Source organism: Serratia sp. AR11 (assembly GCF_056376275.1).
This window is the reverse complement of sequence record NZ_CM150739.1, coordinates 1,156,355-1,182,139: the sequence shown is the minus strand read 5'-3', so window position 1 is coordinate 1,182,139 and position 25,785 is coordinate 1,156,355. Positions and strand designations below refer to the sequence as shown.

The 25,785-nt window shown below is 55.1% G+C and carries 22 protein-coding genes and 1 other annotated feature; of the genes, 7 read left to right on the top strand and 15 right to left on the bottom strand.

The annotated features are described in order from the left end of the window. Positions 1–59: 59 nt before the first annotated feature. From ACSOSI_RS05565 to ACSOSI_RS05550, 4 genes are all read left to right on the top strand, one after another. A complete protein-coding gene (locus tag ACSOSI_RS05565; RefSeq protein WP_476706671.1) occupies positions 60–1,280 on the top strand; it encodes an MFS transporter in 1,221 nt (406 codons plus the stop codon). 245 nt (positions 1,281–1,525) lie between these two features. After that, positions 1,526–3,217: a YbaL family putative K(+) efflux transporter gene (ybaL, locus tag ACSOSI_RS05560; RefSeq protein ID WP_012005584.1), complete on the top strand. Its 1,692-nt coding sequence runs from the start codon at positions 1,526–1,528 to the stop codon at positions 3,215–3,217. Between the two features lie 194 nt (positions 3,218–3,411). Further along, a complete protein-coding gene (locus ACSOSI_RS05555) occupies positions 3,412–4,596 on the top strand; it encodes an AAA family ATPase (RefSeq protein WP_476706670.1) in 1,185 nt (394 codons plus the stop codon). Between the two features lie 110 nt (positions 4,597–4,706). Further along, positions 4,707–5,357, top strand: coding sequence for a hypothetical protein (locus tag ACSOSI_RS05550; RefSeq protein ID WP_476706669.1), 651 nt, complete (start codon positions 4,707–4,709; stop codon positions 5,355–5,357). A gap of 137 nt (positions 5,358–5,494) precedes the next feature. Here ACSOSI_RS05550 and ACSOSI_RS05545 read toward each other — a convergent pair whose 3' ends face one another. The 12 genes from ACSOSI_RS05545 to ACSOSI_RS05490 all read right to left on the bottom strand — a co-directional run bounded on the left by ACSOSI_RS05545 (position 5,495) and on the right by ACSOSI_RS05490 (position 18,738). Next, the gene (locus tag ACSOSI_RS05545; protein WP_012005583.1) at positions 5,495–6,799 is read right to left on the bottom strand and encodes an inosine/guanosine kinase; all 1,305 of its coding nucleotides are present in this window, start codon (positions 6,797–6,799) and stop codon (positions 5,495–5,497) included. Between the two features lie 91 nt (positions 6,800–6,890). Then, positions 6,891–7,853 carry a ferrochelatase gene (hemH, locus tag ACSOSI_RS05540; RefSeq protein ID WP_012005582.1) on the bottom strand — a complete coding sequence of 321 codons (963 nt, stop codon included), beginning with the start codon at positions 7,851–7,853 and terminating at the stop codon, positions 6,891–6,893. 134 nt (positions 7,854–7,987) lie between these two features. Beyond that, on the bottom strand, positions 7,988–9,136 hold the full coding sequence (locus ACSOSI_RS05535; RefSeq protein WP_411227633.1) for a glycerate kinase: 1,149 nt from the start codon (positions 9,134–9,136) through the stop codon (positions 7,988–7,990). Between the two features lie 9 nt (positions 9,137–9,145). Further along, the gene (locus ACSOSI_RS05530; RefSeq protein ID WP_012005580.1) at positions 9,146–10,411 is read right to left on the bottom strand and encodes a GntP family permease; all 1,266 of its coding nucleotides are present in this window, start codon (positions 10,409–10,411) and stop codon (positions 9,146–9,148) included. A gap of 118 nt (positions 10,412–10,529) precedes the next feature. Then, complete coding sequence (locus ACSOSI_RS05525) at positions 10,530–11,663, bottom strand: sugar diacid recognition domain-containing protein (RefSeq protein ID WP_476706668.1); 1,134 nt, start codon at positions 11,661–11,663, stop codon at positions 10,530–10,532. A 168-nt stretch (positions 11,664–11,831) separates the two neighbouring features. Continuing rightward, the gene (gene adk / locus ACSOSI_RS05520; protein ID WP_012005578.1) at positions 11,832–12,476 is read right to left on the bottom strand and encodes an adenylate kinase; all 645 of its coding nucleotides are present in this window, start codon (positions 12,474–12,476) and stop codon (positions 11,832–11,834) included. A gap of 203 nt (positions 12,477–12,679) precedes the next feature. Further along, positions 12,680–14,545 (bottom strand): molecular chaperone HtpG, encoded by a 1,866-nt coding sequence (gene htpG / locus ACSOSI_RS05515; RefSeq protein ID WP_165366722.1) that lies wholly within the window; start codon positions 14,543–14,545, stop codon positions 12,680–12,682. Between the two features lie 135 nt (positions 14,546–14,680). Beyond that, a complete protein-coding gene (gene recR, locus ACSOSI_RS05510) occupies positions 14,681–15,286 on the bottom strand; it encodes a recombination mediator RecR (protein ID WP_012005576.1) in 606 nt (201 codons plus the stop codon). Continuing rightward, the gene (locus tag ACSOSI_RS05505; RefSeq protein ID WP_012005575.1) at positions 15,286–15,615 is read right to left on the bottom strand and encodes a YbaB/EbfC family nucleoid-associated protein; all 330 of its coding nucleotides are present in this window, start codon (positions 15,613–15,615) and stop codon (positions 15,286–15,288) included. The genes recR and ACSOSI_RS05505 overlap by 1 nt, the downstream gene beginning before the upstream one ends. Positions 15,616–15,656: 41 nt before the next feature. After that, positions 15,657–17,609, bottom strand: coding sequence for a DNA polymerase III subunit gamma/tau (gene dnaX, locus ACSOSI_RS05500; protein ID WP_012005574.1), 1,953 nt, complete (start codon positions 17,607–17,609; stop codon positions 15,657–15,659). Then, positions 16,260–16,324 (bottom strand) — a sequence feature (DnaX frameshifting element). Its footprint overlaps the gene before it by 65 nt. An 83-nt stretch (positions 17,610–17,692) precedes the next feature. Then, positions 17,693–18,244, bottom strand: a complete 552-nt coding sequence (gene apt / locus ACSOSI_RS05495; protein ID WP_017891861.1) for an adenine phosphoribosyltransferase — start codon at positions 18,242–18,244, stop codon at positions 17,693–17,695. A 113-nt stretch (positions 18,245–18,357) separates the two neighbouring features. Next, positions 18,358–18,738, bottom strand: coding sequence for a DUF454 family protein (locus ACSOSI_RS05490; RefSeq protein WP_112362764.1), 381 nt, complete (start codon positions 18,736–18,738; stop codon positions 18,358–18,360). 150 nt (positions 18,739–18,888) lie between these two features. Here ACSOSI_RS05490 and priC point away from each other — a divergent pair, with 150 nt between their 5' ends. Both priC and rsmS read left to right on the top strand, forming a co-directional pair. After that, complete coding sequence (gene priC, locus ACSOSI_RS05485; RefSeq protein ID WP_012005571.1) at positions 18,889–19,425, top strand: primosomal replication protein PriC; 537 nt, start codon at positions 18,889–18,891, stop codon at positions 19,423–19,425. Between the two features lie 106 nt (positions 19,426–19,531). Continuing rightward, the gene (gene rsmS / locus ACSOSI_RS05480) at positions 19,532–19,711 is read left to right on the top strand and encodes a pleiotropic regulatory protein RsmS (protein ID WP_012005570.1); all 180 of its coding nucleotides are present in this window, start codon (positions 19,532–19,534) and stop codon (positions 19,709–19,711) included. Positions 19,712–19,904: 193 nt separating this feature from the next. On the opposite strand, the gene mscK is transcribed toward rsmS, so the two are convergent. The 3 genes from mscK to acrR all read right to left on the bottom strand — a co-directional run bounded on the left by mscK (position 19,905) and on the right by acrR (position 24,448). Next, complete coding sequence (gene mscK / locus ACSOSI_RS05475; protein ID WP_476706667.1) at positions 19,905–23,297, bottom strand: mechanosensitive channel MscK; 3,393 nt, start codon at positions 23,295–23,297, stop codon at positions 19,905–19,907. Positions 23,298–23,400: 103 nt separating this feature from the next. Further along, a complete protein-coding gene (locus tag ACSOSI_RS05470; protein WP_012005568.1) occupies positions 23,401–23,754 on the bottom strand; it encodes a DsrE/DsrF/TusD sulfur relay family protein in 354 nt (117 codons plus the stop codon). Between the two features lie 10 nt (positions 23,755–23,764). Beyond that, the gene (gene acrR / locus ACSOSI_RS05465) at positions 23,765–24,448 is read right to left on the bottom strand and encodes a multidrug efflux transporter transcriptional repressor AcrR (RefSeq protein ID WP_017891858.1); all 684 of its coding nucleotides are present in this window, start codon (positions 24,446–24,448) and stop codon (positions 23,765–23,767) included. 142 nt (positions 24,449–24,590) lie between these two features. Between acrR and sdeX the strand changes: the two genes are divergently transcribed. Further along, on the top strand, positions 24,591–25,778 hold the full coding sequence (gene sdeX, locus ACSOSI_RS05460) for a multidrug efflux RND transporter periplasmic adaptor subunit SdeX (RefSeq protein WP_261432678.1): 1,188 nt from the start codon (positions 24,591–24,593) through the stop codon (positions 25,776–25,778). Positions 25,779–25,785: the final 7 nt, after the last annotated feature.

Below are 25,785 nucleotides of genomic sequence, written 5' to 3'. Positions count from 1 at the left end.
TGAACATCTTGCCTAAGATATCTGCTCTGTCCTCTAAAACTTACCAGGCTAATAATAAAATGACCGACCGTAGCGAAACCGCCCTGCCACAGGCCAAGGGCAGTGCGGTTAAAGGGACTGCTTTCTCGATTCTCGGTGCCATCAGCGTCTCTCACCTGCTCAACGACATGATTCAATCGCTGATCCTGGCGATTTACCCGATCCTGCAGGCTGACTTCAGCCTCAGCTTCGTGCAGATCGGCATGATTACTCTGACCTACCAGCTCACGGCGTCCTTATTGCAGCCGCTGATTGGTTACTACACGGATAAACATCCGCAGCCATATTCGCTGCCCATCGGCATGGGTTTTACCCTGTGCGGACTGCTGCTGCTGTCCATGGCCAATACCTTCCCGCTGGTTCTGTTGGCGGCGGCATTGGTCGGTACCGGCTCTTCGGTATTCCATCCGGAATCCTCCCGTGTAGCGCGGATGGCTTCCGGTGGCCGACATGGCCTGGCACAGTCACTGTTCCAGGTGGGCGGTAACTTTGGCAGCTCCCTCGGGCCACTGCTGGCGGCGCTGATTATCGCACCTTACGGCAAGGGTAACGTCGCCTGGTTCTCCCTGGCAGCGCTGCTGGCGATTGTGGTGCTATTGCAGGTCAGTAAATGGTATCAACAACAGCATCGGGCAACAAAAGGCCAGCCTAAAACGGCCTCTTTGGTGAAACCGCTGCCGAAACGTACGGTTACCTATGCCATTGGCATCCTGCTGGTGCTGATTTTCTCCAAATACTTCTATCTGGCCAGCATTAGCAGTTATTACACCTTTTATCTGATGCACAAGTTCGGTGTTTCAGTGCAAAACGCCCAATTTCATCTATTCGCCTTCCTGTTCGCCGTAGCCGCAGGCACCATTATCGGCGGGCCTCTTGGCGACAAGATAGGTCGAAAACGTGTTATTTGGGGCTCAATCCTTGGTGCAGCGCCCTTTACGCTTGTTTTACCCTATGCATCTCTGTATTGGACCGGCATTTTAACGGTGTTTATAGGGGTAATACTCGCTTCGGCGTTTTCTGCCATTCTGGTTTACGCTCAGGAACTGATCCCAGGCAAAGTGGGCATGGTTTCCGGTTTATTCTTCGGTTTTGCTTTTGGCATGGGCGGATTAGGTGCGGCAGTTCTTGGTTATGTCGCAGATTTGACCAGTATCGAGCTGGTCTACCAAATCTGTGCTTTCCTGCCACTGATCGGCATTATTACCGCATTGCTGCCCAATATGGACCATAACTCACAATAACCCTGCTACAGGCCCGATTTGAATTCATCGCCAAACCGGGTCATCCCCCACACAAATCCATATTATTTGGCTTATTAAGTGTTAAATCTCCTCATTGGCACACCAAAAGCGGAATCCTCTGCTTTTTCGCAAAATAGCTATATTTAGCTAAGCACGTCGCGAACAAATGCAATAAACTAAATGTATCTTTTCGTAACTCTGTTGCGTTTCCCCTCTGCTGCAATGCATAGCTAGAAGGAGTCTGGATGCATAATTCAACACCGTTAATCACCACCATTGTCGGAGGCTTGGTCCTCGCCTTCCTCCTCGGAATGCTGGCGAATCGCCTGCGCATCTCCCCGCTGGTCGGGTACCTTGCCGCAGGCGTGCTCGCCGGCCCTTTTACCCCCGGTTTTGTTGCCGACACCTCGCTGGCTCCGGAACTGGCGGAAATCGGCGTGATTTTGTTGATGTTTGGTGTTGGCCTCCACTTCTCTCTTAAAGACCTCCTCGCAGTAAAACATATCGCCATTCCCGGTGCCGTGGCCCAGATTGCCGTTGCCACCTTGCTGGGTATAGGGTTATCAAAACTGCTCGGCTGGGATTTGATTTCCGGTCTGGTGTTCGGGCTTTGCTTATCCACCGCCAGTACCGTGGTACTGCTGCGTGCGCTGGAAGAGCGTCAGTTGATTGATAGCCAGCGTGGGCAAATCGCCATCGGCTGGCTGATCGTAGAAGACCTGGCGATGGTGCTGACGCTGGTATTGCTGCCGGCGTTCGGCAATATGCTGGGTAATAACAACGCCAGCAGCGGTCAGTTACTGATTGAGTTGGCAGTGACCATTGGTAAAGTCATCGCCTTTATCGCGCTGATGATTGTGGTTGGCCGTCGCCTGGTGCCGTGGATCCTGGCGAAAACCGCCAGTACCGGTTCACGTGAGCTCTTTACCCTGGCGGTGTTGGCATTGGCACTCGGTATTGCCTATGGCGCGGTGAAACTGTTCGATGTTTCCTTTGCCCTGGGGGCATTCTTTGCCGGTATGGTGCTCAATGAGTCTGAGCTAAGCCATCGAGCGGCCCACGACACCTTACCGCTGCGCGATGCCTTCGCCGTACTGTTCTTTGTCTCGGTCGGCATGCTGTTTGATCCGATGATCCTGATCAATGAGCCTCTGGCGGTGCTGGCAACGCTGGCGATTATCGTGTTCGGTAAATCGGCGGCCGCATTCCTGCTGGTGAAAATGTTCGGCCACTCCAAACGCACCGCGCTGACCATCTCCGCCAGCCTGGCGCAGATTGGCGAGTTTGCCTTCATCTTGGCAGGGCTTGGGATCACGCTGGGCATGATGTCGGAGCACGGCCGCAATCTGGTGCTGGCCGGGGCTATTTTGTCGATCATGCTTAACCCGCTGCTGTTCACCCTGCTCGAACGTTATCTGGCCAAGACCGAGACCATTGAAGACCAAATCCTGGAAGAAGCGGTAGAGGACGAGAAGCAGATCCCGGTCGATATGTGCAACCACGCGTTGGTGGTTGGCTATGGCCGCGTAGGTAGTCTGCTGGGGGCCAAGCTGGCCGAAGCCGGTATTCCGCTGGTAGTGATCGAAAACTCACGGCCACGGGTTGAAGCATTGCGTGAACAGGGCATTAAAACGGTGCTGGGTAACGCCGCCAATCCGGAAGTGATGGATCTAGCACGGCTGGACTGCGCACGCTGGCTGTTGTTGACCATCCCCAATGGTTACGAGGCCGGTGAGATCGTAGCCTCTGCGCGAACCAAGCGGCCCAACATCGAGATTATCGCCCGGGCGCACTACGATGACGAAGTATCCTATATCTCAGATCGTGGGGCGAATCAGGTGGTGATGGGAGAACGGGAAATCGCCAACAGCATGCTGAATATCCTTAAGTTGGATACGCTGACTGAAGAAGAGAAAATGGGCGGCTGCCCGATTTGATGTGACACACTCTACATGTCACCATGCCGCCCATTAAGGAAGGAGATACTCTGGGATTTGCCTCCCTGTGGGGGGCAATAGTGTGCAGCTATCTAAGTTCAGCCCCTCAGAGTTGCTACTCGCCTTCTTAACGATTATTCTTTGTTCTTTCGACTCTTTCACGCGTTGTTAAGAGAGTGGATAAGGAAAATTTAATGATTCGAACAATAACAATACGTAATTTTAAATCTTTAGTTGATGTATCTATCAGTCTGGAAAAATTCAATTGCTTCGTTGGTATGAATGGCGCAGGTAAAAGTACTCTGCTACAGGCCATTGACTTCATGGCTCAACAGATGCGAGGGAATTTGTATACCTGGCTACAAGATAGGGGTTGGGAATCCAGCGATCTTTATTCACGTACCAGTAATAGTAAAGCATCTTCCCATCCTTTATTTTTAGAGGTTATTTATCAACTCAATGATCGCACACTGATCTGGCAAGGTTACTTCAATCGCAATTTTATGCGAATGACTCGTGAAAGCATTCATATTGACGGAAGGATGTTCCTTGAAGTACAGGATGGGAAATACCGCACACTTGATAGACCTTATGAATCCATCCCTTTTGAATATAGTGGTTCAATATTATCTGTGCTGAAGGAGACTATTTTTCCTGCAGCCATTATCCCGTTTCGAGACGCATTGCGAAATATAAAATCACTTGAACTTCTTTCTCCACACCTACTTCGCAAACGGTCACGATCTGATTTTGAACCTTCGGGAGTCGGTATTGGCGGCGAAAAATTGTCAGGATATCTCGATACACTCACCAGCAGCAGCAAAAATAACCTGCTGATTATTCTGCAAAAATTCTACCCACAAATTGAACACTTCCGAATTTCTACCACCAAAGGTGGCTGGAAGCGCCTGATTGTTGAAGAGCGATTTCTCGACGAAAATGGTGCACTTACCTTTTGCAAGACTGATGCCAGTCAACTAAATGATGGGCTATTGCGTATTCTGGCTGTGCTGGCGCAAGTAGAATCTCAAAAGGGCTCTTTACTACTGCTCGATGAAATTGAAAATGGTATCAATCCACAGATTATTGAACAGCTAGTCGATACCCTGGTGGAAGCAAAATCACAGGTAATCGTCACTACTCATAGTCCAATGATCCTCAACTATCTCGCTGATGATATTGCCCGTAAAGGCGTTCAGTATGTTTATAAGTCCCCACAAGCTCAGACCCGTGCTCGAAGGTTCTTTGACATACAACGAATTGATGAAAAATTGGCGGTAATGGGGCCAGGAGAAGCATTCATTGATACAGATCTGCAGCAATTAACACGAGAAAATATTGCACTTGATGAGCAAAGTGAACCCTCTGACAAGGAATGATGATGATAGTCGTATTGAGTGGTGAGGGGCCCTCAGATTTGGGCTGTTGCATGAATGATCAGGGTGAATGTCAACCACCCGATTTCCGATACGGTCCTATGACTTGCTTTGTGGATAAAGAAGTTGAGAGGTCGATTGGATATTCCTTACTGGATATTACACCCGAACAATATATCTTTGTCAGTAAAATCGAGTTAACCAAAGCAGCGCAACGTTTACGTGAGAATAAAAAAAGCATGTCACTGACCGGTAAAAACCGACCAGGCGTGGAAACGGGTTTCTTTTATCTCAATGCACTCATGCTAGGTGAGATAACAAACCGTCTTGCTGAAGAACACAACGATCCGGCGATAGCCGTGCTGTTTCGCGATTGTGATGGCACAAGGTCAGCGGCTGCAAGCCTATGGCAGGATAAAGTGAGCTCCATTCGTCACGGTTTCAACGATGCTGGTTTAGGAAAACGCGGCGTAGCAATGGTCCCAAAACCAAAGTCAGAGACATGGATGCTTTGTGTATTGCGTGATAATTACCAACAATGCGCCAGACTGGAAGACCTATCTGGTAACGACAATGTACCAAATTCGGCCAAAGCCCAGCTAAACGAAGCATTAGCGGGTGAAGTGTCAACGGTAGCACAAGTACTACATTTGGATGCAGCTGGCATCGATATAGAACAACTTGCAGAACAGATGCCCAGTTATGGTGAATTTCATCAGGATATGGCGGTCGCATACCGGGAGGCAACAGCTCAAATACCTTGAGTTACCGTTCATTAAACAAATGATAGCTATTGGAGATGCCTACAGAATTTAACACCTGGCGAGACAGCACCTCCTGCATACTATAAATAAATACCCTAATTAACAGATGATTAAATATTTCCGGACCTTTTTGTTTTTTACCGTTCCCAGTAAGACTCTTCCAGGCTGTCCTCTCGTTCCGGCAGGCCGCGCGTCAGACGCGGTGAATGCTGGTTCAGTACCTGATAGCTGACGCGGTTAGCGTATTTACACACCTGCGCCAACGAGGAGTAAGTCAGGTAACTGCGAACGTGCTTGCTGGAGTTCGGCACGTTATTACGGTGAAAACCGTTGGCGGCAATATCATGCAGCAGCGCTGACAGCGCCCCATCACCGGCACCGTTGGTGTTCATGATTTTTTCCGGCCCGCCCATATAGGGTGCAATGTGCGAATAGATGCGGAACGGGTTCTCGCAGCTTTCACGACGCATCGCGCGGCTGAACTCATAGCGGTTGAATTCGGCAATATGCCCCGGCAACAGCGGATGCTGAGTTTCGCGCTTGTTGGCCTCTTCGGTGTAACCCGCCATATACAAACCACTTGGCCCGGCGGTACACAACACCAGATCGACCCATTCCAGCGCCATGTCAGAAGCGGTCAGCGGATCGCTCAGCCCGGTCAGCTCCAGCGCTTCATCTTCGTTCATCGCCAGAATAGAAACGTGCTGTTTCAGGAAATCGCGCCACCACTGCGGGTTGTCGGCGATCACGTACTTGGTGCCGAGCGTCAGTACCACCGGTACATCGTGCTTTTTGGCAAACTCGATCGCCTGCATGGTCGCCGCCGGCATCGGCTCACCTTCCTTGCAACGCACCAGATAGGACGTCAGCACCAATGCCGAGGCACCGGCAATCACCTCTTCCGTCACGCTTTCCGGCCGCAGTTGATTCATCTGCCCTGGGCTGATGGCGAAGGTGCGCTCACCGCTTTCACCGATCAGCGTGAAGCAGCGACCAATAGCACCATCAACCGCCTGCAGGTGGTTAAGATCGGTACGGCTGGAGGTATTGCACAGATAGCGGTAGGCGTAGCTGCCAATCTTGATATTGCTGCACATCACACCGAGCAGCACCGAGCGGTCATCCGCCAGCACTGAATAGTTGTGCAAAGTATTGCCGATGGTACCGCCGGCAAACTGATGGGTGATTAAATTGTTGTCGATCAATTCCTGATACAGCGCCTCGGCGACGTCATCCTCGATCACCAGAGAATGCCCCAGACTCAGGCCATAGCGCTGGACGAAGCTGTCGTCCACTTTGGCTTCGATATCCACCAGCGTCTGGTCAATACCGACGACATAAGAGGTGCTGATTTCATTTTCGGGCTGAGCCTGCTGCAAGAGCGGATCGCGGGCGTTCACCGGAAAATAGTGTTTGGACTTACGTTTACCAGGAAATTTCATTTAATTGGCGGCAGTGGCAGTTAACAGGCAGAGAATGTTAGCACATTCCTGCCCGATTGATGATGGCCGTCACCATTTTGCGTTCTGAGGATCAGAAGCGCTGTGCCACCAGTTGCTGCATCATATCAATGTGCGCCGGCTCGTCGTTGAGCGCTGAAATGTACTCGAACTTCTCACCGCCGGCCTTAAGGAAGATCTCGCGGTTTTGCTCTTTTATCTCCTCCAGCGTTTCCAGGCAGTCCGCAGAGAAACCGGGGCAGATAAGCTGAATATGTTTAACACCCTGAGCCGGCAGGCCTTTGAGGGTCTCGTCGGTATAAGGCGTCAGCCAGGGCTCACGACCAAAGCGCGACTGATAAGTCATCATCACCCGTTCCGGTGCCAGCGGTAACGTCGCCGTCAGGGCACGTAACGTGTCCTCGCAACGCTGCGGATAATCGTCGCCCAGACGCGCATAGCGCTTGGGAATGCCATGGAATGACAACACCAGCCGATCCGGCTGACCATGCTCGGCAAACGAATGCTCAACACTTTGGCGCAGCGCGGCAATGTAGGCCGGGTGCTCGGCATAGTCGCGGATAAAGCTGACTGACGGCAGGCGACGGTAGCCTTTCAGTATCCGGGCCACTCCGTCCCATACCGCGGCGCTGGTCGAGCAGGAGTATTGCGGGTACAGCGGCAACACCACCAGATTGGTCACGCCTTGCGCCAGCAGCTTGTCAATCGCTTCGGCCAGGCTTGGGGAGCCGTAGCTCATACCCAGCTCAACCGGCGTGTTGGGCATACGTGCGGCCAACGCGCGCTGCTGGCGGCGGCTGTAAACCAGCAACGGAGAACCTTCGTCCATCCATACCGACTGATACAACTTGGCGACCCGCGGTGAACGGATCGGCAAGATGGCGCCGTTGAGGATCGGCCACCAAATCAGCGGGGCCGTATCCACCACGCGGTCGTCACTGAGGAATTCCTTTAGATAGCGTTTTACCGCCGACGAGGTCGGAGCATCCGGCGTGCCCAGGTTCACCAGCAATACTCCGTGTTTCTCTTGCTTCATCACAGTTCCCCTTGGTTCCTTGCAAGCTAACCCCCCGTTCTGGGTCAGGGGGTTAACGTCAATTAATGGCACCTATTGTAACGGAAAAGCGCCTCATCGGAACCGATATCAGCAACAGGTAAAGGGTATGAACCTCAGGATTGCGCCAGCTTCCAGACCGCCGCCACATTGCGGGCCGTGACCTCAAGATTATCGGCCGCGTCAGTCAGGGCTTCTTCCAGCGTGACGACACGGTCAAGTACCGAAAAAGCGGCGTCAATGCCATGCTGGTGCACCACCTGATAATCTTTCGACAGGCTGCCGGCGATGCCGATCACCGGCAAGCCATGGCGTTTGGCAACCCTTGCCACGCCAATCGGCGTTTTGCCGTGGATCGACTGGCTATCCAGTCGCCCCTCTCCGGTGATCACCAGATCGGCGTCGCGAAGCGCCTCTTCCAGCCGCAAAGTTTCAATCACGATCTCAATTCCTGGCCGTAAGCGAGCGTTGAGCATGCCGAGCAAGGCCGCCCCCATTCCGCCCGCCGCTCCGGCGCCCGGTGCGTTGAGCACCTCGCGGCCGGTAGCCTGCTGCAGCAAACAGCCGAAATGGCTTAGTGCCGCATCCAACTGCGTCACCATCTCCGGCGTGGCGCCCTTCTGCGGGCCAAACACCGCCGAAGCCCCGTGAGGGCCACATAACGGGTTATCCACGTCACAGGCAGCCGTTACGCTCACCTGCTGCAGGCGAGGGTCTACCGCTGAAAGATCAATTTGCGCTAACCGGGCCAGTGCCGCGCCACCCGGCGGCAACGGTTGCTGTTGGTCATCCAGCAGCCTGGCCCCCAGCGCCTGCATCATACCGGCCCCCCCGTCGTTGGTGGCACTCCCGCCGATACCCAGAATAATCGTCTTCACGCCGCGTTCCAGCGCCGCCAGGATCAGTTCACCGGTACCGTAACTGGTGGTAATACGCGGATCGCGCTGTCCCTTGGGCGCCAAATGCAGGCCGGAAGCGGCCGCCATCTCGATAACGGCAGTTTCCCCCTCCCCCAGCAAGCCGTAAAAGGCAGAGACTGGCTGGCCCAACGGGCCGGTGACCTCAACCCTGACGATTTCTCCGCCGGTGGCCGCCACCATCGAATCCACCGTGCCTTCGCCGCCGTCCGCCATCGGCAATTTCACATACTGCACCTGCGGGTAAATCTGGCGGAATCCGCGCTCGATGGCCTCAGCCACCGCCATCGCACTCAGGCTCTCTTTAAACGAGTCTGGGGCAATTACCACTTTTTTCAGCGTTTTCATCAGTATTCCTTATCCTGCCAGATTAAATACGCCAAACATCAACGCCGAGACGGCGGCAATGGTGAAGCCTATCAGGGTTTCATACGGCAGTAATTTCAGCCGTTGATGCACCACCATATTGACGCTGCCGCCGGTGGCGTGGAAGAAACTGCCGTGTGGCAGGTGATCCAGCACCGTGGCACCGGCATGGATCATCGCCGCCCCCGCCAACCCGCTGACGCCCAGCTCCAGCAAGGTGCTGCTGAATACGCCGGATGCCACGGCGGTACCGGCGGTGGTGGAAGCGGTCGCCATCGACATCAATGCCCCGGACAGCGGGGCCAGCAGCCAGGCCGGCATACCGGTGTGGGTCAATCCGTTAATCAACGCGTCCTTCAGCGCCGAGTTGGCGATAATGCCCGCCAGCGTACCGGTGCCGAGCAGCATAATCGCCACCGGAGCCATGCGGCTCAGGCCAGAAACCATAAACTGATTACACTGGCGAATGCGTCCCATCAATAACGCTCCCACCAATCCGCCGGCCGGTAACGCAATCAGCGGATCGACGGCGATACCGGCGATCGGCCGCAGTGACAGCAGCACAATGGCAACCAACGGCGCGCTGATCGCCGCCGCAAAGCCTGGGCGAGAACCCTCAGCATGCTGCGTCAGTTCCTCTGCCAGCACCTTGTCCCCCTTGTTGCTCAAGCGCCGGGCCAGCAGATAGGCCACCACCAGCCCACACAGGCCAGGCACGATGCCGGCCATCATTACCGAGGTCAGCGGCACATGGAAGTTATCGGCGGCCGCAATGGTGTTCGGGTTGGGTGACATCACGTTACCGGCCTTGCCGCCACCGATCATCGCCAACAGGATGGCACCGCGCGAGATCCCGGCCTTCTGGGCAATGGAGAGAGCGATCGGCGCTACGGTGATCACTGCCACGTCGATAAATACCCCAACCGCCGTAAGGATCAGTGTAGCTATCGCCAGCGCCAGCAGCGCACGGGTTTCCCCAACCTTGCGGACAATGGTTTCAGCAATGGTGTGCGCCGCGCCGGACTCAATCAGCACCCCGGCCAATACCCCCGCGGCCAGAATGCGCATTACGGCGTTGGTGATGCCCTGAGCGCCGGTGATCATCAGCGTCACGGTCTGTACCAGATCGGCGCCGCCACACAATCCACCGGCCAGCGCACCGGCAATCATGCCGTAGGCTGGCGGAACCTTGCGTAAAATCAGAACGATAGCGACGACCAATGCCACCAGCGCCCCCAATGTGGATACCGTTGTCATTATTATTTTCCCCGTTGTTGGTGTGGGGAAAACATATCCTGAGCGCCGAACATTAGCGTGAGAGGAAGCCACAAAAACCCACCGACTGGCGCGCCGTAAAGTTGTGGTTTTACACAACTCAGTGGTGCATCAGCATGCCGATGTATAACTGCAAGGCATCAGTTAACTGATTGATTTTCAATCCGGTAATCGCCTCAATGCGCTGCAGGCGATAGCGCAGGGTATTGACGTGAATATGCAGCTCAGTGGCAGTCTGCGTCTGATCACAATTTCGCGAAAAATAGTGCCGCAGGGTGCTGCGCAGTACGCCTTTTTCATCACTGGCCCCCAGGATCTGCCAGGGGCGTGAAAGCTCCTGCGCACGCCAGTCTTCCCCCAAATCGCACAGCAATGACGGCAGCGGGTAATCTTGGTAGAACAGCGTCTTGTGGCGCAGTTTCAACCGCTGCGCCATCGCCTGGGTGGCGCGGGCGGTCAGGTTAGAACGATGCAGCCCCGCCTCACCGCTAAAGAAGCCGCCGATAATCAAACGCAGGTTGAAACGCGACTGGAGCTGGCTTTGCAACTGCTGCGCCTGTTTGCGCTCCTGTTTCAAACTCCATTCCCCCTGCACCAGGCTGGCGGGCCGCAGCAGGACCATTTCGTTGAGGCCGGTGATGGCGAGCAGCGCCTCACGCTGGCTGTGTTCCAGTTCCGCCAGCAGTTCACGCAATAAATTCGGCTGGGGATCCTGTAACTCCAGGATCCAGACGATACGCGGCAGTTGCAGATCCAGGCCCAGATAGGCAGCCATCGCCTCCAGCGAGGCCGATGCCGACTGCGGCTGCAACAACTGATTCGCCAGTTCCTCGCGATAACGCTTTTCCCACTGGTTTTGGCTCAATAATGCCGCCTGCTCCACCATCAGCTCAGCCGCCATTTTTACCAGTTCGGCATAGGCGCGCACCTGGGTGGGTTCGCCGGAAATGCCGATCACCCCCACCTGCTGGCTACGAAAGCTAAATGGCAGGTTAATGCCTGGCCGTACCCCTTTAAGATGCGCTGCGGTCACCGCATCAATTTCCACTACCCGGTTCTCGGTTAGCGCCAGCACCGCGCCCTCATGGCGCTGGAACAGGCGTGAGGGGTTACCGGAGGCAATGATGACACCGTTGCTGTCCATAACGTTGACGGAATGATTGATGATGCCCATCGCCCGCTGCACGATCTGGCGCGCGGTGGATTCTGCCAGCAAATTGGTGGATCTGAGCATCAGGAGAGTCCCCATGGGTGATTATGGAGGCAGTTATACGTCATTTATCGCGGCTGATTAAAGCGCACTGGCTCAACAAGCCACGGCGATCACAGTTCGGCTGGAAAATAGCAAAAAAAAACGCCAGACCGATAAGGCCTGGCGCTATACACCGCAATGAAAAACCGATCAGCCGAGGATGGTCGCCAGTTCAGCGCTCACTTCGGTCACTTTACGGGTGCCGTCGATTTTACGGTATTGGGTGTTGCCTGCTGCAGCTTCTTTGCTGTAGTAGGAAATCAACGGTGCCGTCATCTGGTGATATTCAACCAGACGTTTGCGCACGGTTTCTTCCTGATCGTCTTTACGGGTCGTCAGGTCTTCGCCGGTTGCGTCGTCTTTGCCTTCCACCTTCGGCGGATTGAATTTAACGTGGTACACGCGGCCAGATGGCGCATGCACGCGGCGACCAACGATGCGATCAACGATCAGTTCGTCCGGCACGTCGAATTCCAGCACATAATCCACGTTGATGCCGGCTTCTTTCATCGCGTCAGCCTGTGGAATAGTGCGTGGGAAACCGTCCAGCAGGAAGCCGTTACGGCAGTCTTCCTGGGTGATGCGTTCTTTAACCAGTGCAATGACCAGTTCATCGGTTACCAGCTTGCCGGCATCCATGATTTCTTTCGCCTGCTTGCCCAGTTCACTGCCGGCCTTCACGGCTGCGCGCAACATATCACCAGTAGAGATTTGCGGAATACCGTATTTCTCCATGATGAATTGAGCCTGAGTACCTTTACCAGCGCCCGGAGCGCCCAGCAGAATGATACGCATTGCGTAAATCCCCTTGCTATGTAGTTTTTATAAAATTGCGAAAACGCTCAACCATACCATTTCAGGGGGGGCTGGCTCAAGGTACCCGAGGAAATCGATTGCGGAGCAGAAAGGGCAAAAAAGAGGGTAAAACGCTGAAAATCAGTGAGAAAAGCAAAAAAAAACGCCTCCAACCTTTAGGTCAGAGGCGTATAAGGTCGAAATTATGCGGACAACAGCTTATTCATGCGGCGGATAAACTGATTTGGGTCTTCCAGCGTGCCGCGTTCGGCCAGCAGCGCCTGATCCAATAACAGGTCAATCCATTCGGCGAATTGTTCGTTATCGCCCACATCGGATGCGCGTTTGACCAGCGCATGCTCCGGATTCAATTCGAAAATGTATTTCACGGCCGGCGCTTCCTGGCCCGCAGCGGCAAACAGTTTTGCCATCTGGGTGCTCATTTCATCGGCGTCGGTGATGACGATAGCCGGCGTATCGGTCAGGCGGTGCGTCAGGCGCACATCCTTCACACGATCGCCCAGCAGGGTCTTCACGCGGTCAACGAACGGCTCCAGCTGCTTCTCAGCGGCCTTCTGCTCTTCGGTTTCATCCGCCAGTTTGTCCAGCGCGTCGTCCGCCTTGCTGACCGACTGGAACGGCTTGCCGTCAAACTCGGTCAGGTAGCTCATCATCCATTCATCGATACGGTCAGAAAGCAGCAATACTTCGATGCCTTTCTTGCGGAACAGCTCCAGGTGCGGGCTGCTCTTGGCGGCGGCATAGCTGTCGGCAGTGATGTAATAAATCTTCTCCTGCCCTTCGGCCATGCGGCCAACGTACTCTTCCAGCGAAACCGTCTGCGCCGAGCTGTCACTCTGGGTAGAGGCGAAACGCAGCAGTTTGGCGATGGTTTCTTTATTGTTCGCGTCTTCCGCCGGGCCTTCTTTCAACACCAGGCCGAACTGCTGCCAGAACTTCTGGTAGCCTTCCGCGTCGTCTTTGGCCAGTTTTTCCAGCATCTGCAGCACACGCTTGGTCAGCGCGCCACGCAGGTTTTGCGTCACACGGCTGTCTTGCAGAATTTCACGCGAGACGTTCAGCGGCAGATCGTTGGAATCTATCAGGCCACGCACGAAACGCAGGTAGTTCGGCATGAACTGCTCAGCTTCGTCCATGATAAACACGCGCTGAACATACAGTTTCAGGCCGTGCTTGTGATCGCGGTTCCACATGTCCCACGGGGCCTGGGCCGGGATATACAGCAGGCTGGTGTATTCCTGCTTGCCTTCCACCCGGTTGTGGCTCCAGCTCAGCGGATCGGTAAAGTCGTGAGCAATGTGTTTGTAGAACTCTTTGTATTCTTCGTCAGTGACGTCGGCCTTGCTACGGGTCCACAGGGCCTGCGCCTTGTTGATTTTTTCCCAGGTGACGGTGCCGTCTTCTTCGTTTTTGGTTTCAATCTCAACCGGCAGTGCGATGTGGTCGGAGTATTTACCGATCACCGAACGCAGACGCCAGGCGTCGAGGTATTCATCTTCGCCTTCGCGCAGATGCAGAGTGATTTCGGTACCGCGATCTTCTTTGCTGACGTCGGCAATGGTGTAATCGCCCTCACCAACAGACTCCCAGAACACGCCCTGATCGGCGGCGGCACCGGCTGCGCGGGTACGCACGGTGACTTTATCCGCCACGATGAACGCGGAGTAGAAGCCCACGCCGAACTGGCCGATCAATTGGCTGTCTTTGGCCTGATCGGAGCCGATAGACTCCAGGAAGGCTTTAGTCCCTGATTTTGCGATGGTGCCCAGGTTTTCAATCACTTCTTCGCGGTTCATGCCAATGCCATTGTCGGCAATGGTCAGCGTACGCTGGTCTTTATCGAAGGAAAGACGCACACGCAGCTCGCCGTCGCCTTCATACAGCTCTGGCGCGGACAGCGCGCGGAAACGCAGCTTGTCGGCGGCGTCTGAGGCGTTGGAGATCAGCTCGCGCAGGAAAATTTCTTTATTGGAGTACAGCGAATGAATCATCAAATGAAGCAGTTGTTTTACTTCAGACTGGAAACCACGGGTTTCTTGACCTTTCATACTCATTGATTACCTCAAAGATATAGCTACCAAAATCGGACAATGAGGATCAAGTGGGGGTCAGAGCATTGTTTTTCAAGCGACTGGGGGAATTTTTTTGGCAAAGTAACGGGGCCGTGATGGCCCCGCTAAGCATCAGAACTTGATAACGTGGCGACCGGCCAGGGAATGCGACAGCGTGGTGCCGTCGACCATCTCCAGCTCGCCACCCACCGGCACGCCGTGGGCAATGCGGCTGGCCACTACGCCATACTGGCCACACATCTCGGCGATGTAGTTGGCGGTTGCGTCACCTTCCACCGTCGGGTTGGTCGCCAGGATCACTTCAGTAACGCTTTCTTTTTCCAGCCGTTGCTCCAGCCGATCCAGACCGATATCGCCTGGGCCAATGCCGTCCATCGGCGACAGGTGGCCCATCAACACAAAGTAGCGCCCGGCGAACTGGCCGGTCTGCTCGATGGCGTGAATATCAGCCGGGCTTTCCACCACGCAGATCTGGCCGTTTTGTTGACGGCGCGGATTAGCGCAGATGGTGCAGATATCCTGCTCGGTGAAGGTGCGGCAATCGGCACAGTGACCGATTTCCGACATGGCGCGGGTCAGCGCCTGCGCCAAACGCATGCCACCGCTGCGATCGCGCTGCAACAGTTGGAATGCCATGCGCTGCGCCGACTTGGGGCCAACGCCCGGCAGGCAACGCAACGCCTCCATCAGTGTTTCAAGGAGCGGGCTGGTTTGCATCAGAACGGCATCTTAAAGCCAGGTGGCAGTTGCATGCCATTGGACACAGACGCCATTTTCTCTTTCTGGGTTTCGTCGATACGACGTGCGGCGTCGTTGATCGCAGCAGCGATCAGGTCTTCCAGCATATCTTTATCGTCTTCCATCAGGCTCGGATCGATCTCCACACGACGGCAGTTGTGCGCGCCATTGATGGTGACTTTCACCAGGCCGGCACCGGATTCGCCAGTCACTTCCAATTTGGCGACTTCTTCCTGCATCTGCTGCATTTTTTCTTGCATTTGCTGGGCTTGCTTCATCAGGTTGCCCAGACCGCCTTTACCAAACATAGTCGTCTCTCGTCGCTAGGGCCGCGCACTTTACGCAGCGTTTAAATGGGGCGAATACTCTCTTCATCCAGGTCCGCGTCGAAGAAACGGCGCAAAGTCTGAATATGGGTATCCGTAACGATCGACTGGCGCGCCTGCGCCAGTTTTTCTTCATAAATGGCTTGTCGCCACTCCAGCGGAGTCCGCTCCGCCGGATTATCGTCTTCCACCACGGTCAACTCAACCGGGCTACCGTACAGCTCGCTGAGCGCATCGGTCAGCACCTTCTGCGCCGAAGGCGAATTCAGGTGACGCTGCGACGACCGCAGGTGAAGACAAATCTTACCGGGTTCCAACTGTTGTTTAACCGCGTTTAATGCCAGTTGCTGCACCAGTTTTGGGATTTTAAGCTTATCGATTTCCGCCGCCCAGGCGTCGCGTTCCAGCGATTCAACCACCAGTTTGGCCGACAGCTCGGGCGTTTTCTCATGCTCGAGCGCGGTGCGCAACGCTTTCGGCGTAGCCAGCGGCTCCGGTTCGGCCTCCGGCTCGGTCAGTGCGCGCCAGCGATAAGCCTCCGGCTTGGCCGGTTTTTCCTGCACGATCTTTTCCGCCTGGCGCTGCTGGCTGCGCTCAGTCACGGAAGCCAATCGCTCCAGTGCCGAGTTCGCCGGCCGCGCTTTTCCAGGCGCCGCCGGTTCACTCTTTTTTGTTGTGGATGCTCCCTGCTGCCTCAGCAGTTGGGTACGCGCCTTTAATAATTGCGCGGTAGCATCCGGTAAATTCGCTTGCTGATTGTTCTGCGGTGCAACCTGCCCTAACGGCGGCGGTGCGTCCTGAAACTGTGGCGGCTGGGCCGCTTGAACCTGCGGCTGAGCCATCTGCACAGGTGCAGTCTGCACCATGGCTACCGGCTCGGGGATCATCGCCTTCGGATGAAACGCCAGCGCGCGCAGCAGGGTCATTTCAACCCCCATGCGGCGATCCGGCGCAAAGGCCAGCTCTTTGCGGCCAACCAACAGCGTTTGGTAATAGAGCTGTACGTCAGTCGGCGGCAAGGTACGCGCCAGCTCACGCAGCCGCTGTTCAATGGCGGCGTAATGATTATCCAACACCGACGGCAGCAACTGCACCATCGCAATACGGTGCAGCAACGCCAGCGTCTCGATCAGCAGATTTTCCCAATCGACACCGCGCGAAGCGGCCTGCGCGACCTGGGCCATCACCTTTTCGCCATCGGCACTGACCAGCGCTTCGAGAATGGCCAGCGGCTGTTCATCGTCAAGCGTGCCCAGCATTTGGCTGACGGTGGCGGTAGTCACCTGCCCCTGTCCCATGGCAATCGCCTGGTCAGTGAGGCTCAGTGCATCACGCATGCTGCCATCGGCGGCACGCGCCAATAGCTGCAACGCACGCTGATCGCTGGTGATCTGCTCTGCCTGCAGCACCGTTTCCAACTGGCTGCGGATCTGATCGACGTCCAGCGCCTTCAGATGAAATTGCAGACAGCGGGACAAAATGGTTACCGGCAACTTTTGCGGGTCGGTGGTTGCCAACAGGAATTTGACGTGCGAAGGCGGCTCTTCCAGCGTTTTCAACAGCGCATTGAAGCTGTGACGCGAGAGCATGTGCACTTCGTCAATCAGGTAAACCTTGAAGCGGCCACGGGCGGGGGCATACTGGACGTTATCCAGCAGATCGCGGGTATCTTCCACCTTGGTTCTGGACGCGGCGTCGATTTCGATCAGATCGACAAAACGCCCCTGCTCAATCTCGCGGCAGTTATCACATTGACCGCACGGCGTGGCGGTGATGCCGGTTTCACAGTTCAGGCCTTTGGCCAGCAGGCGCGCAATGGTGGTTTTACCCACGCCGCGCGTACCCGAGAACAGATAGGCGTGATGGATCCGCCCCAGCGAGAGGCCGTTAGCCAGTGCCGTCAGGACATGTTCCTGTCCGACCACATCTGCAAACGTTTGAGGGCGCCACTTACGGGCTAGAACCTGATAGCTCATTAATACCGGAAAAGTCGAGTAATCTGGAGGGTCATGCTAACACAGCCCCGCGGCGATCCGCGAGGCCGTTGTGGTAATGCAGATCAGTGGCCGGAGAAGTTGACCAGGCTGTAGCATTCAATACCCAGGGTGTTTAAACGCGCTTCACCGCCGAGATCCGGCAGATTGATAATGAAGGCGGCGTCGGTCACTTCACCACCCAGACGGCGGATCAGTTTTGCTGTGGCTTCGATGGTGCCGCCGGTTGCCAGCAGATCGTCCACCACCAGCACTTTATCACCGGCGCTGATAGCATCGGTGTGGATTTCCAACTTGTCGGTGCCGTATTCCAGCTCATAGCTTTCGCTGAGGGTGGCACGCGGCAGCTTGCCCGGTTTGCGCACCGGTACAAAACCCACGCCCAGCGCCAACGCAACCGGGGCGCCAAACAGGAAGCCGCGCGCTTCGGTGCCAACCACTTTGGTGACGCCCGCTTCGCGGAAACGCTCAACCAGCAATTCAATGCTGGCGGCGTAGGCCAGCGGATTTTCCAGCAGGCTGGTGACGTCACGGAACAGTATGCCCGGCTTAGGGTAATCCGGGATGGTTTTGATACTGTCTTTAATAAACTGAAGCTGCTGCGCAGTAGCGGTCATAATTGTTGCCTGATAAAACTGCCTGATGACTTGCGCGCAGGTCATCTTAACCCGCACACGAAAACGGTCAAATTTATGCAAACTGGCGGACAAATGCAACCGACGGTGTGCGATCAGCGCCGTTTTTGTTGTGGCAGGTCAACAACCGGCAGCCGTGACATAAAGATCAGCAGAACGGCCAGCATCACCAACAGTAAACCGCGCACCCACCAAAGCTTCACCAACCACAGCGAAACCGCAAACGTCAGCACAATCATCAATACGGCCTTCCATTTGGTCCCCGGCGGCAAGGCGCGGTGCTGTTGCCAATGGCGCAGATAGGAGCCAAACCATGAACGGTACAGCAACCAGGCGTGAAATCGCGGCGACGAACGGGCAAAGCACCAGGCGGCCAGCAGCAGAAAGGGCGTGGTGGGCAGCAGCGGCAATACCACGCCCAGCGTCGCCAGCACCACCGCCAGCCAACCGAGGATTATCAATAACCAACGCGTCATGGGGATCCTTGTCCATCAATCTGTCTGACGTCACTTTATCACCAGCCTCCCCAGCGTCACCAGTCGCAGCGGCCGGAATATGCGTACAGCGCTTGTTTCACGGTGTGAACGCGTGCAAGCTGAGCCCACTATCCTCGTCATGGAGCCAACGTGAGTACTCAGCGTCTTTTACAAGTGTTAGAACAACAGATCACGGTGTTAGCCGGCGAAATCACACCGCAAGGAGACGCACCGATCCCTCAGGCACGCTTTGACGCTGCGTTATTTTCCAACCGCGGCACCCGGCTGCGCGATTACCTGACAGAAGTACAAAAGAACTTCGCCCAGTTGCAGACCGCAGCCAACGACAGCCGCACCACCCAGGTGGCCTTTCTGGCCGAGAGACTGGTGGCGCAGATCACCGCCCTGCAGCGCGAATTGGCGACCCAGGCGCTGCGCCGGAAAAATCAGCCCAAGGAAGTCGTGGCGGCCGATTTGTACCATAAGCTGGCTGAGCATCAGGATTATGAGCGTCGGATTATTTCGATGATCCAGGATCGGGAAAGCCTGTTGGGCAGACAGACCACGCTGGCAGCACAGCAAAAACTGCAGCATGAGCTGGCGGCGCTGGAAGGCCGATTGATGCGTTGCCGCCAGGCGCTGGCACGAATCGAGCGCAGTATTGAACGTAAAGAAAACGGTTTTTGAAGATTTATCACAATATTTTAATGATTCTTCCCCTCCGCGGATCTTGTTCACTATACTCAGCCGAAGCGAAGCATCACTCATTCATCTCAATTTAAACGTGGGTTTTATGTCTCTAGAAAATGCCTCAGCAGAATTGCAACTGGCGGTAGACCTGATTTACCTGCTGGAATGCAATGAGATCGATCCGGCCACCGCGCTGGCGGCGCTGGATATTGTCAAACGGGACTACCAGGAAAAGTTGCAGCGCAACGGCGTAACCTCCCCTTACCTGCCTGTCGGCCAGTAAAAAGGGTTTAGGTTGCTGACAAAGCAGGAAAAAACGTGGTTTTTCCTACTTTGTGGTGATCAGCCGAAAATCAATAAATTGATTTTCCTAATTTTTTATTTATCGAACTCTACTCGCTCTGTGCAGGAGTGAGGTTTGTCAGCAGTCTGAAGGCTTTACAGCCTGCGCTGAACCCTTGCTTCTCAATCCATTATCATCCTGCCGACGTACCGCCTTCATCCGGCGATAATGTCCGTTTCACTTCCTGCACCTCGTTGCCCTGCTGATTATGCAAATACACCTCAAGCTGGTTGAAGGCGATATTGATATCGTTCTCACGGCACAGGCGTTCGATCGAGCGGTTCAGTTCGTCAACGGTATAGCTGCGGTCACGCAACTCACGCACATAAAGGCGCAGTTCGTGATCCAGCGTGCTGGCGCCGAAATTAAGGAAGAATACCTGCGGCTCGGGATCGGTCATCACCCGCGGGTTATCGCGCGCCGCCTGCAACAGCACCGCTTTCACCTTGTCCAGATCAGATCCGTAGGCTACGCCAACCTTGATCAATACGCGGGTGATGGTGTCTGACAGCGACCAGTTGATCAACCGCTCGGTAACAAACGCCTTGTTAGGGATGATCACTTCTTTGCGGTCAAAGTCGGTGATGGTAGTGGCACGAATGCGGATTTTGCTGACCGAGCCTGAGAAACTGCCGATAGTAATGGTATCGCCGATACGGATCGGCCGTTCAAACAGGATAATCAGACCGGAGACAAAGTTGGCGAAAATCTCCTGTAAACCGAAGCCCAGCCCGACGGTCAAACCGGCCGCCAGCCACTGCAGCTTATCCCAGGATACGCCCAGCGATCCCAGTGCGGTCACTGCCCCCACGGTGGTGATCAGATAGGTCAGTATGGTGGTAACGGCGTAAGAGGTGCCCTGCCGTAACTGCAACCGCGACAACACCACCACCTCCAGTAAACCAGGCAGGTTGCGCGTCATGACGTAGGCGACGATAACCGCCGCTATCGCTACCATCATGTTGCCCAGCGTTACCGCCTGCGCCACGCTGCTGCCGGCAACGGTAGAGGTGTAATGCCATAACGTGATGCTGTCCAGATACGAGATCACCGTCACCAGATCGGACCAAATGGCATAAAAAGCGCTGGCGAAGATAATAAACAGCGCCATGGTGGTCAGTCGCAGCGACTGCTGGTTGATTTGGTCGAGCGCCAAAGGAGGTTCTTCAACCGGTTCCAGCCCTTCGGCTCCCTCTTTCTCTTTCGCCAGGCTCTGGCGACGGGCCAGCGCACGGCGGTAGGCCAGACGGCGCGCCGCGACGCTCAGCCCACGGATCGCAGTCAGATATACAATATTCCACAGGAAAAACAGGTACAGACTGTCGATCCAGCGGCCAGCCAGCCGCAGCGTGGTGTAGAAGTAACCGGCAAACATCAGCCCAAGCAGGATCAACGGCGTGGCAGCAATGGCGGTAACAATCACCAGCCGTACCGCGTGCGAACCTTTCTCGCGCCAACTGTCACGGCACATCGGGAACACCAGCACGGTCAGCAGTGCCAGCGTCAGCATGACCACCACCTGGCCGATCACGTCTTCCACCAGCCGCAGCGGCGCTTTCTCGCCCAGCACCGACCAGAAGATCAACGGCAGCAGCGCCAGGCCCAGCCGCACCGTCTGACGGCGGTAATGCGCACAAAGCTCAGGGGCAAAATTAAAGTGCCGCTCACAAACGCCGCCGACTGCCAGCATGCGGTAGGTGAAGCCGAAAATCAGCCAAAATAGCGCCAACTGCTGCGACAGCGCCCAAATGAAATCACTGAGGCCAATTTCGGCACGATCCCCCCAGAACCCCGCCCCCAGCAACAGCGCCGAGCCGGGAACGACCTTCAGCAAGGTCAGTAAGATGGCTTTGGGTGTGTGCAGTTGGCCATCGCGCTTTAACTGCCCGACATCGTTGGCCAGCCGTTGCAAATGGCTGTCGATCAGCTTGTAGCGCCAGCGTAACAGGCCGAGCAGCAGCAACAGCGGGATCAGCACCACCAGCGAATTCAAACCGCCCTGCACTATTTTTCCAAGGTCTAATTTGAAATCGAGGGTGGCGAGCTGATCTCTGACCGCCCCCGGCAGAGCTTTCAACCACGCCAAATCAACCGGTTTGTTACTGTTAACCCAGAAAATCTGCTGGGTCAGCGTATCCCGCAACGAGCTGTTAACGCTGGTCAACTGCTGCTGGTTGATCTGCAGGTTGATCGACTGCGCCAACTGATTGCTAAGCTGTTTGTTCAACTGATCCAACAGCTCACGCCGCATATCGACGATTTCGTTTAAAGCGTCCAGCACGTCCGCACTGGCTTTTTCTTTGCTGTCGGCAACCAGCTTATTGATGTAATCGTCGCCTTTGAACAGGTCGTCGCGCTGCTGGTTGATATCAAACTGTTCCAGACGCAGATCGGCGATGCGCGTGCCCATGTCTGCCACCAGCGTCCCCTGCGGCAGGCTCTGTTGCTGCTGATACAAAATGCGTGACAGCACCAGACTGCCTTTGAGCACCTGGATCTGTTCTTTTAGATTACGTTCCGCCTGCAGGCCACGATCGAGCCAGTTCTTCACCCGAATATTCTGCTGGAACAAAACGTTGCTCTCTTCGGTGGCGGCAATCAGCCGTTGGCTGAGCTGGCGGTTAACGTCCAGCTCTTTACTGACCAGCTGATCGTGCTGGATGTCCGTGGCATCTTCCGGGTTCTGCGCCTCTTTGGCAGTTTTTTCCGACAGCGTCAGGCGCTTGCTGTTGACCACTTCTTGCAGCAACTGCACGTTGTGATCCAAAGCATCAATATGCCCGGTGGTGTAATCGCGCTGTTTCTGCAGCAAATCTTGCAGGGTGGTGTTGGCTTCCAGGCTTTTGCGCTGCAGATCAATTTGCGCATTGAGCAACGTCTGTTCGGTTGCCAGCATCACTAACTGGCTGTCGCGCAGTGAGTTTTGGCCCGGCGTCTGATCGTTGATTAGGTTACGGATCTCCTGCAGACGCTGCGAAGCGGTGTACATGCTGCTCTGCACCCGCTCCGGCTGGGTCTGCAGTGAAACCAGCTGGCTGTTATAGGTCGACAGGTTTTCCTGCGCAGTCTGCAGGTCGTCGAGGGTTTGATAAAGGCGGGTTTCCAACTGGCGCAGCGAAAGCTGCAGCAGTTCGGCCCTGGCGGCCGTGCCGTCTACCGGCGTCTTGAGTGCATCGAGATCGGCGGTTACCTGACGCAATTTGCCCGGCGCCAGTTGCAACTGTTGCTTAAGCTGAGCGCCATCCTGTTTAGTGCGTTCAATCGCGTCCAGCAGCTCAAGCGTGCGGGCCAAATCTTGTTGGGTGAGCTTATTGACCGGGGTCAGCGTCTTTTGCTTGTTCAAGGCTTCAATCTGGCCTTGAATTTCGCTACGGGACGGCAGGTCGCCATTCAGGGACGCATAGGCCACAGGTTGGCACACCGCACAAACCGCGATCAGTAAAAACAGGGCAAGGGTGCGGGAAAGGCCCACACTCAGGAACGAGGGGAACGCCAGAAAAGAACCTTTAGCTAACCTGCGATGCATGATTTGGCTTCGAATCAATAATAAAGAAGCCTAAAGATTATCACGATCGCAGATAGCCAAAGAATAAGAAAAGCATTGCTGGTGATGTACAGATGTCGCAGGATCAGAACGTCAGCACTTTTCCTGCCGCCAGCGTCCACTGCGCCAACTCGACCAGGGTTCCGATCTCTACCCCATCCGCCAGTGGCAATTGGCTCACGCCACGTGCGTCGGCGCAGGTCTTGCACAGCTTCACCGGCACCTGTTGCGCGGTGAGAATTTCCAGCATCTGCTGCAAATGGTAACCTTCGCGCGGCTGTTGGCCTGCCAGCCCGGCCACCACCGCATCGGACATCAGAAACAGTTTTAGGTCGAGATCGCTTTGCTGCTCTTTCAGGGTAATGGCCAGACGCAGGGCGTTAAACAGGGATTCGTGGCCATAGGCGGCGCCATTGGCAATCAACACTACGGATGACATGGTGTTTCTCCTATAAAGGATGGATTTCGACGCTGTGTGGCTGCGTCGCCAGTTCTTCCGGCTTGATTCGTAAGGCGGGACTGAATTGGACCATTTCGAGGAAGGAGTCGATCAGCGCCGTCGCTTCGGCTTTCAGATCAAAGCTCTCCGGCATAAACAGCCAATTCTCCATCAGGCCGGTAATATAAGCATGCAGGATAATTGCCGCGCGGCGGGTGTGCAAATCAACGGGCAGTTGGCCATGGGCCATACAGTCACGCAGCACCGACTCAATGCGTTCATAACCTGCCAGGTACAAGACTTTACGCGCCTCATGCAGCGGCATCATCTCACCGACGAATTCGCACTTGTGGAAAACGATTTCCATCAGCGCTCGTCGGCGGCTGTCATCGACCGTAGCCGTCAGAATGTAAATCAGAATTTCCCGTAAAATACGCAGTGGATTCTCGGGGAACTTTGCCTGATACTCTAGTTCCAGATCACCAATTTTTGACTCTGATAATTCCCAAACTTCATTAAACAGGTCTACCTTGTTCTTGAAGTGCCAATAAATTGCACCACGCGTAACTCCGGCAGCAGTGGCAATATCTGTCAGTGACGTTGCAGAAACGCCACGTTCAGAAAATTCTTGCACCGCAGCATCAAGTATGTGCTGTCGAGTTTCTAGCGCCTGCTGTTTGGTTTTTCGTGCCATGACGTTGTTTTTTCGGGGGAGTGTGATTTACATACATTCGCGTATGTATGTACCATAGCACGCACATATAATTAACGCAGCAATGGGTTTTAAAGCTTGTGATCCATTGATCATTTTGAAATCGGACACTTGAGGTTTTTCTATGAACAAAAACAGAGGGTTAACGCCTCTGGCGGCAGTTCTGATGCTTTCAGGCAGCTTAATGCTTACAGGATGTAACGATAAAGAAACCCAACAGCAAGGCGCCCATCCACCGGCTCCCGAAGTGGGTGTAGTGACTTTGAAGGCCGAGCCTCTCAATATGACTACCGATCTTCCTGGCCGCACCGCTGCGTATCGTATCGCCGAAGTTCGCCCTCAGGTCAGCGGTATTATCCTGAAACGCAACTTTGTTGAAGGCAGTGATATCAAGGCAGGCACTTCCCTGTATCAGATTGATCCTGCTACCTATCAGGCAAGCTATGACAGCGCCAAAGGCGATCTGGCCAAAGCACAGGCCAGCGCTTCTATCGCGCGCGTGACGGTCAACCGCTACAAGCCCTTGCTGGGCACCAGCTACATCAGCAAGCAGGATTACGATACAGCCGTTTCCAACCTGCAGCAGGCAGACGCCGCTGTGATAGCCGCAAAAGCGGCGGTTGAAACTGCGCGTATCAACCTGGCTTACACTAAAGTGACGTCCCCAATCTCCGGGCGTATCGGCAAATCTTCAGTAACCGAAGGCGCGCTGGTCAGCAACGGTCAAACCACGGCGCTGTCTACCGTGCAACAGTTGGATCCGATTTACGTCGACGTCACTCAGTCGAGCAACGACTTCCTGCGCCTGAAGCAAGAATTGGCCAGCGGTGCGCTGAAACAGGAAAACGGCAAGGCCAAGGTGAAACTGCTGCTGGAGAACGGCGCGCAGTACGCTCAGGAAGGCACGCTGGAATTCTCTGACGTCACCGTGGATGAAACCACCGGTTCAATCACCATTCGCGCCCTGTTCCCTAACCCGAACGATACGCTGCTGCCAGGTATGTTCGTTCGCGCCCGTCTGGACGAAGGCGTGCGCAGCGATGCATTGCTGGTGCCACAGCAGGGTGTAACACGTAACCCGCGTGGCGAAGCTACCGCGATGGTAGTGGGCGCTGACGATAAAGTCGAAATGCGCACGCTGAAAGCGGACCAGGCGATTGGTGACAAATGGTTGGTTACCGACGGCTTGAAAGCCGGCGACCGCGTAATTGTCACTGGCCTGATGAAAGTCCGCCCAGGCGCTCAGGTAAAAGTGCAGGAAGTTGACACTCAGGCGCAAAAGCAGCCGCAGTCTGAAGCGCAGAAGTCATAAAAAGGAG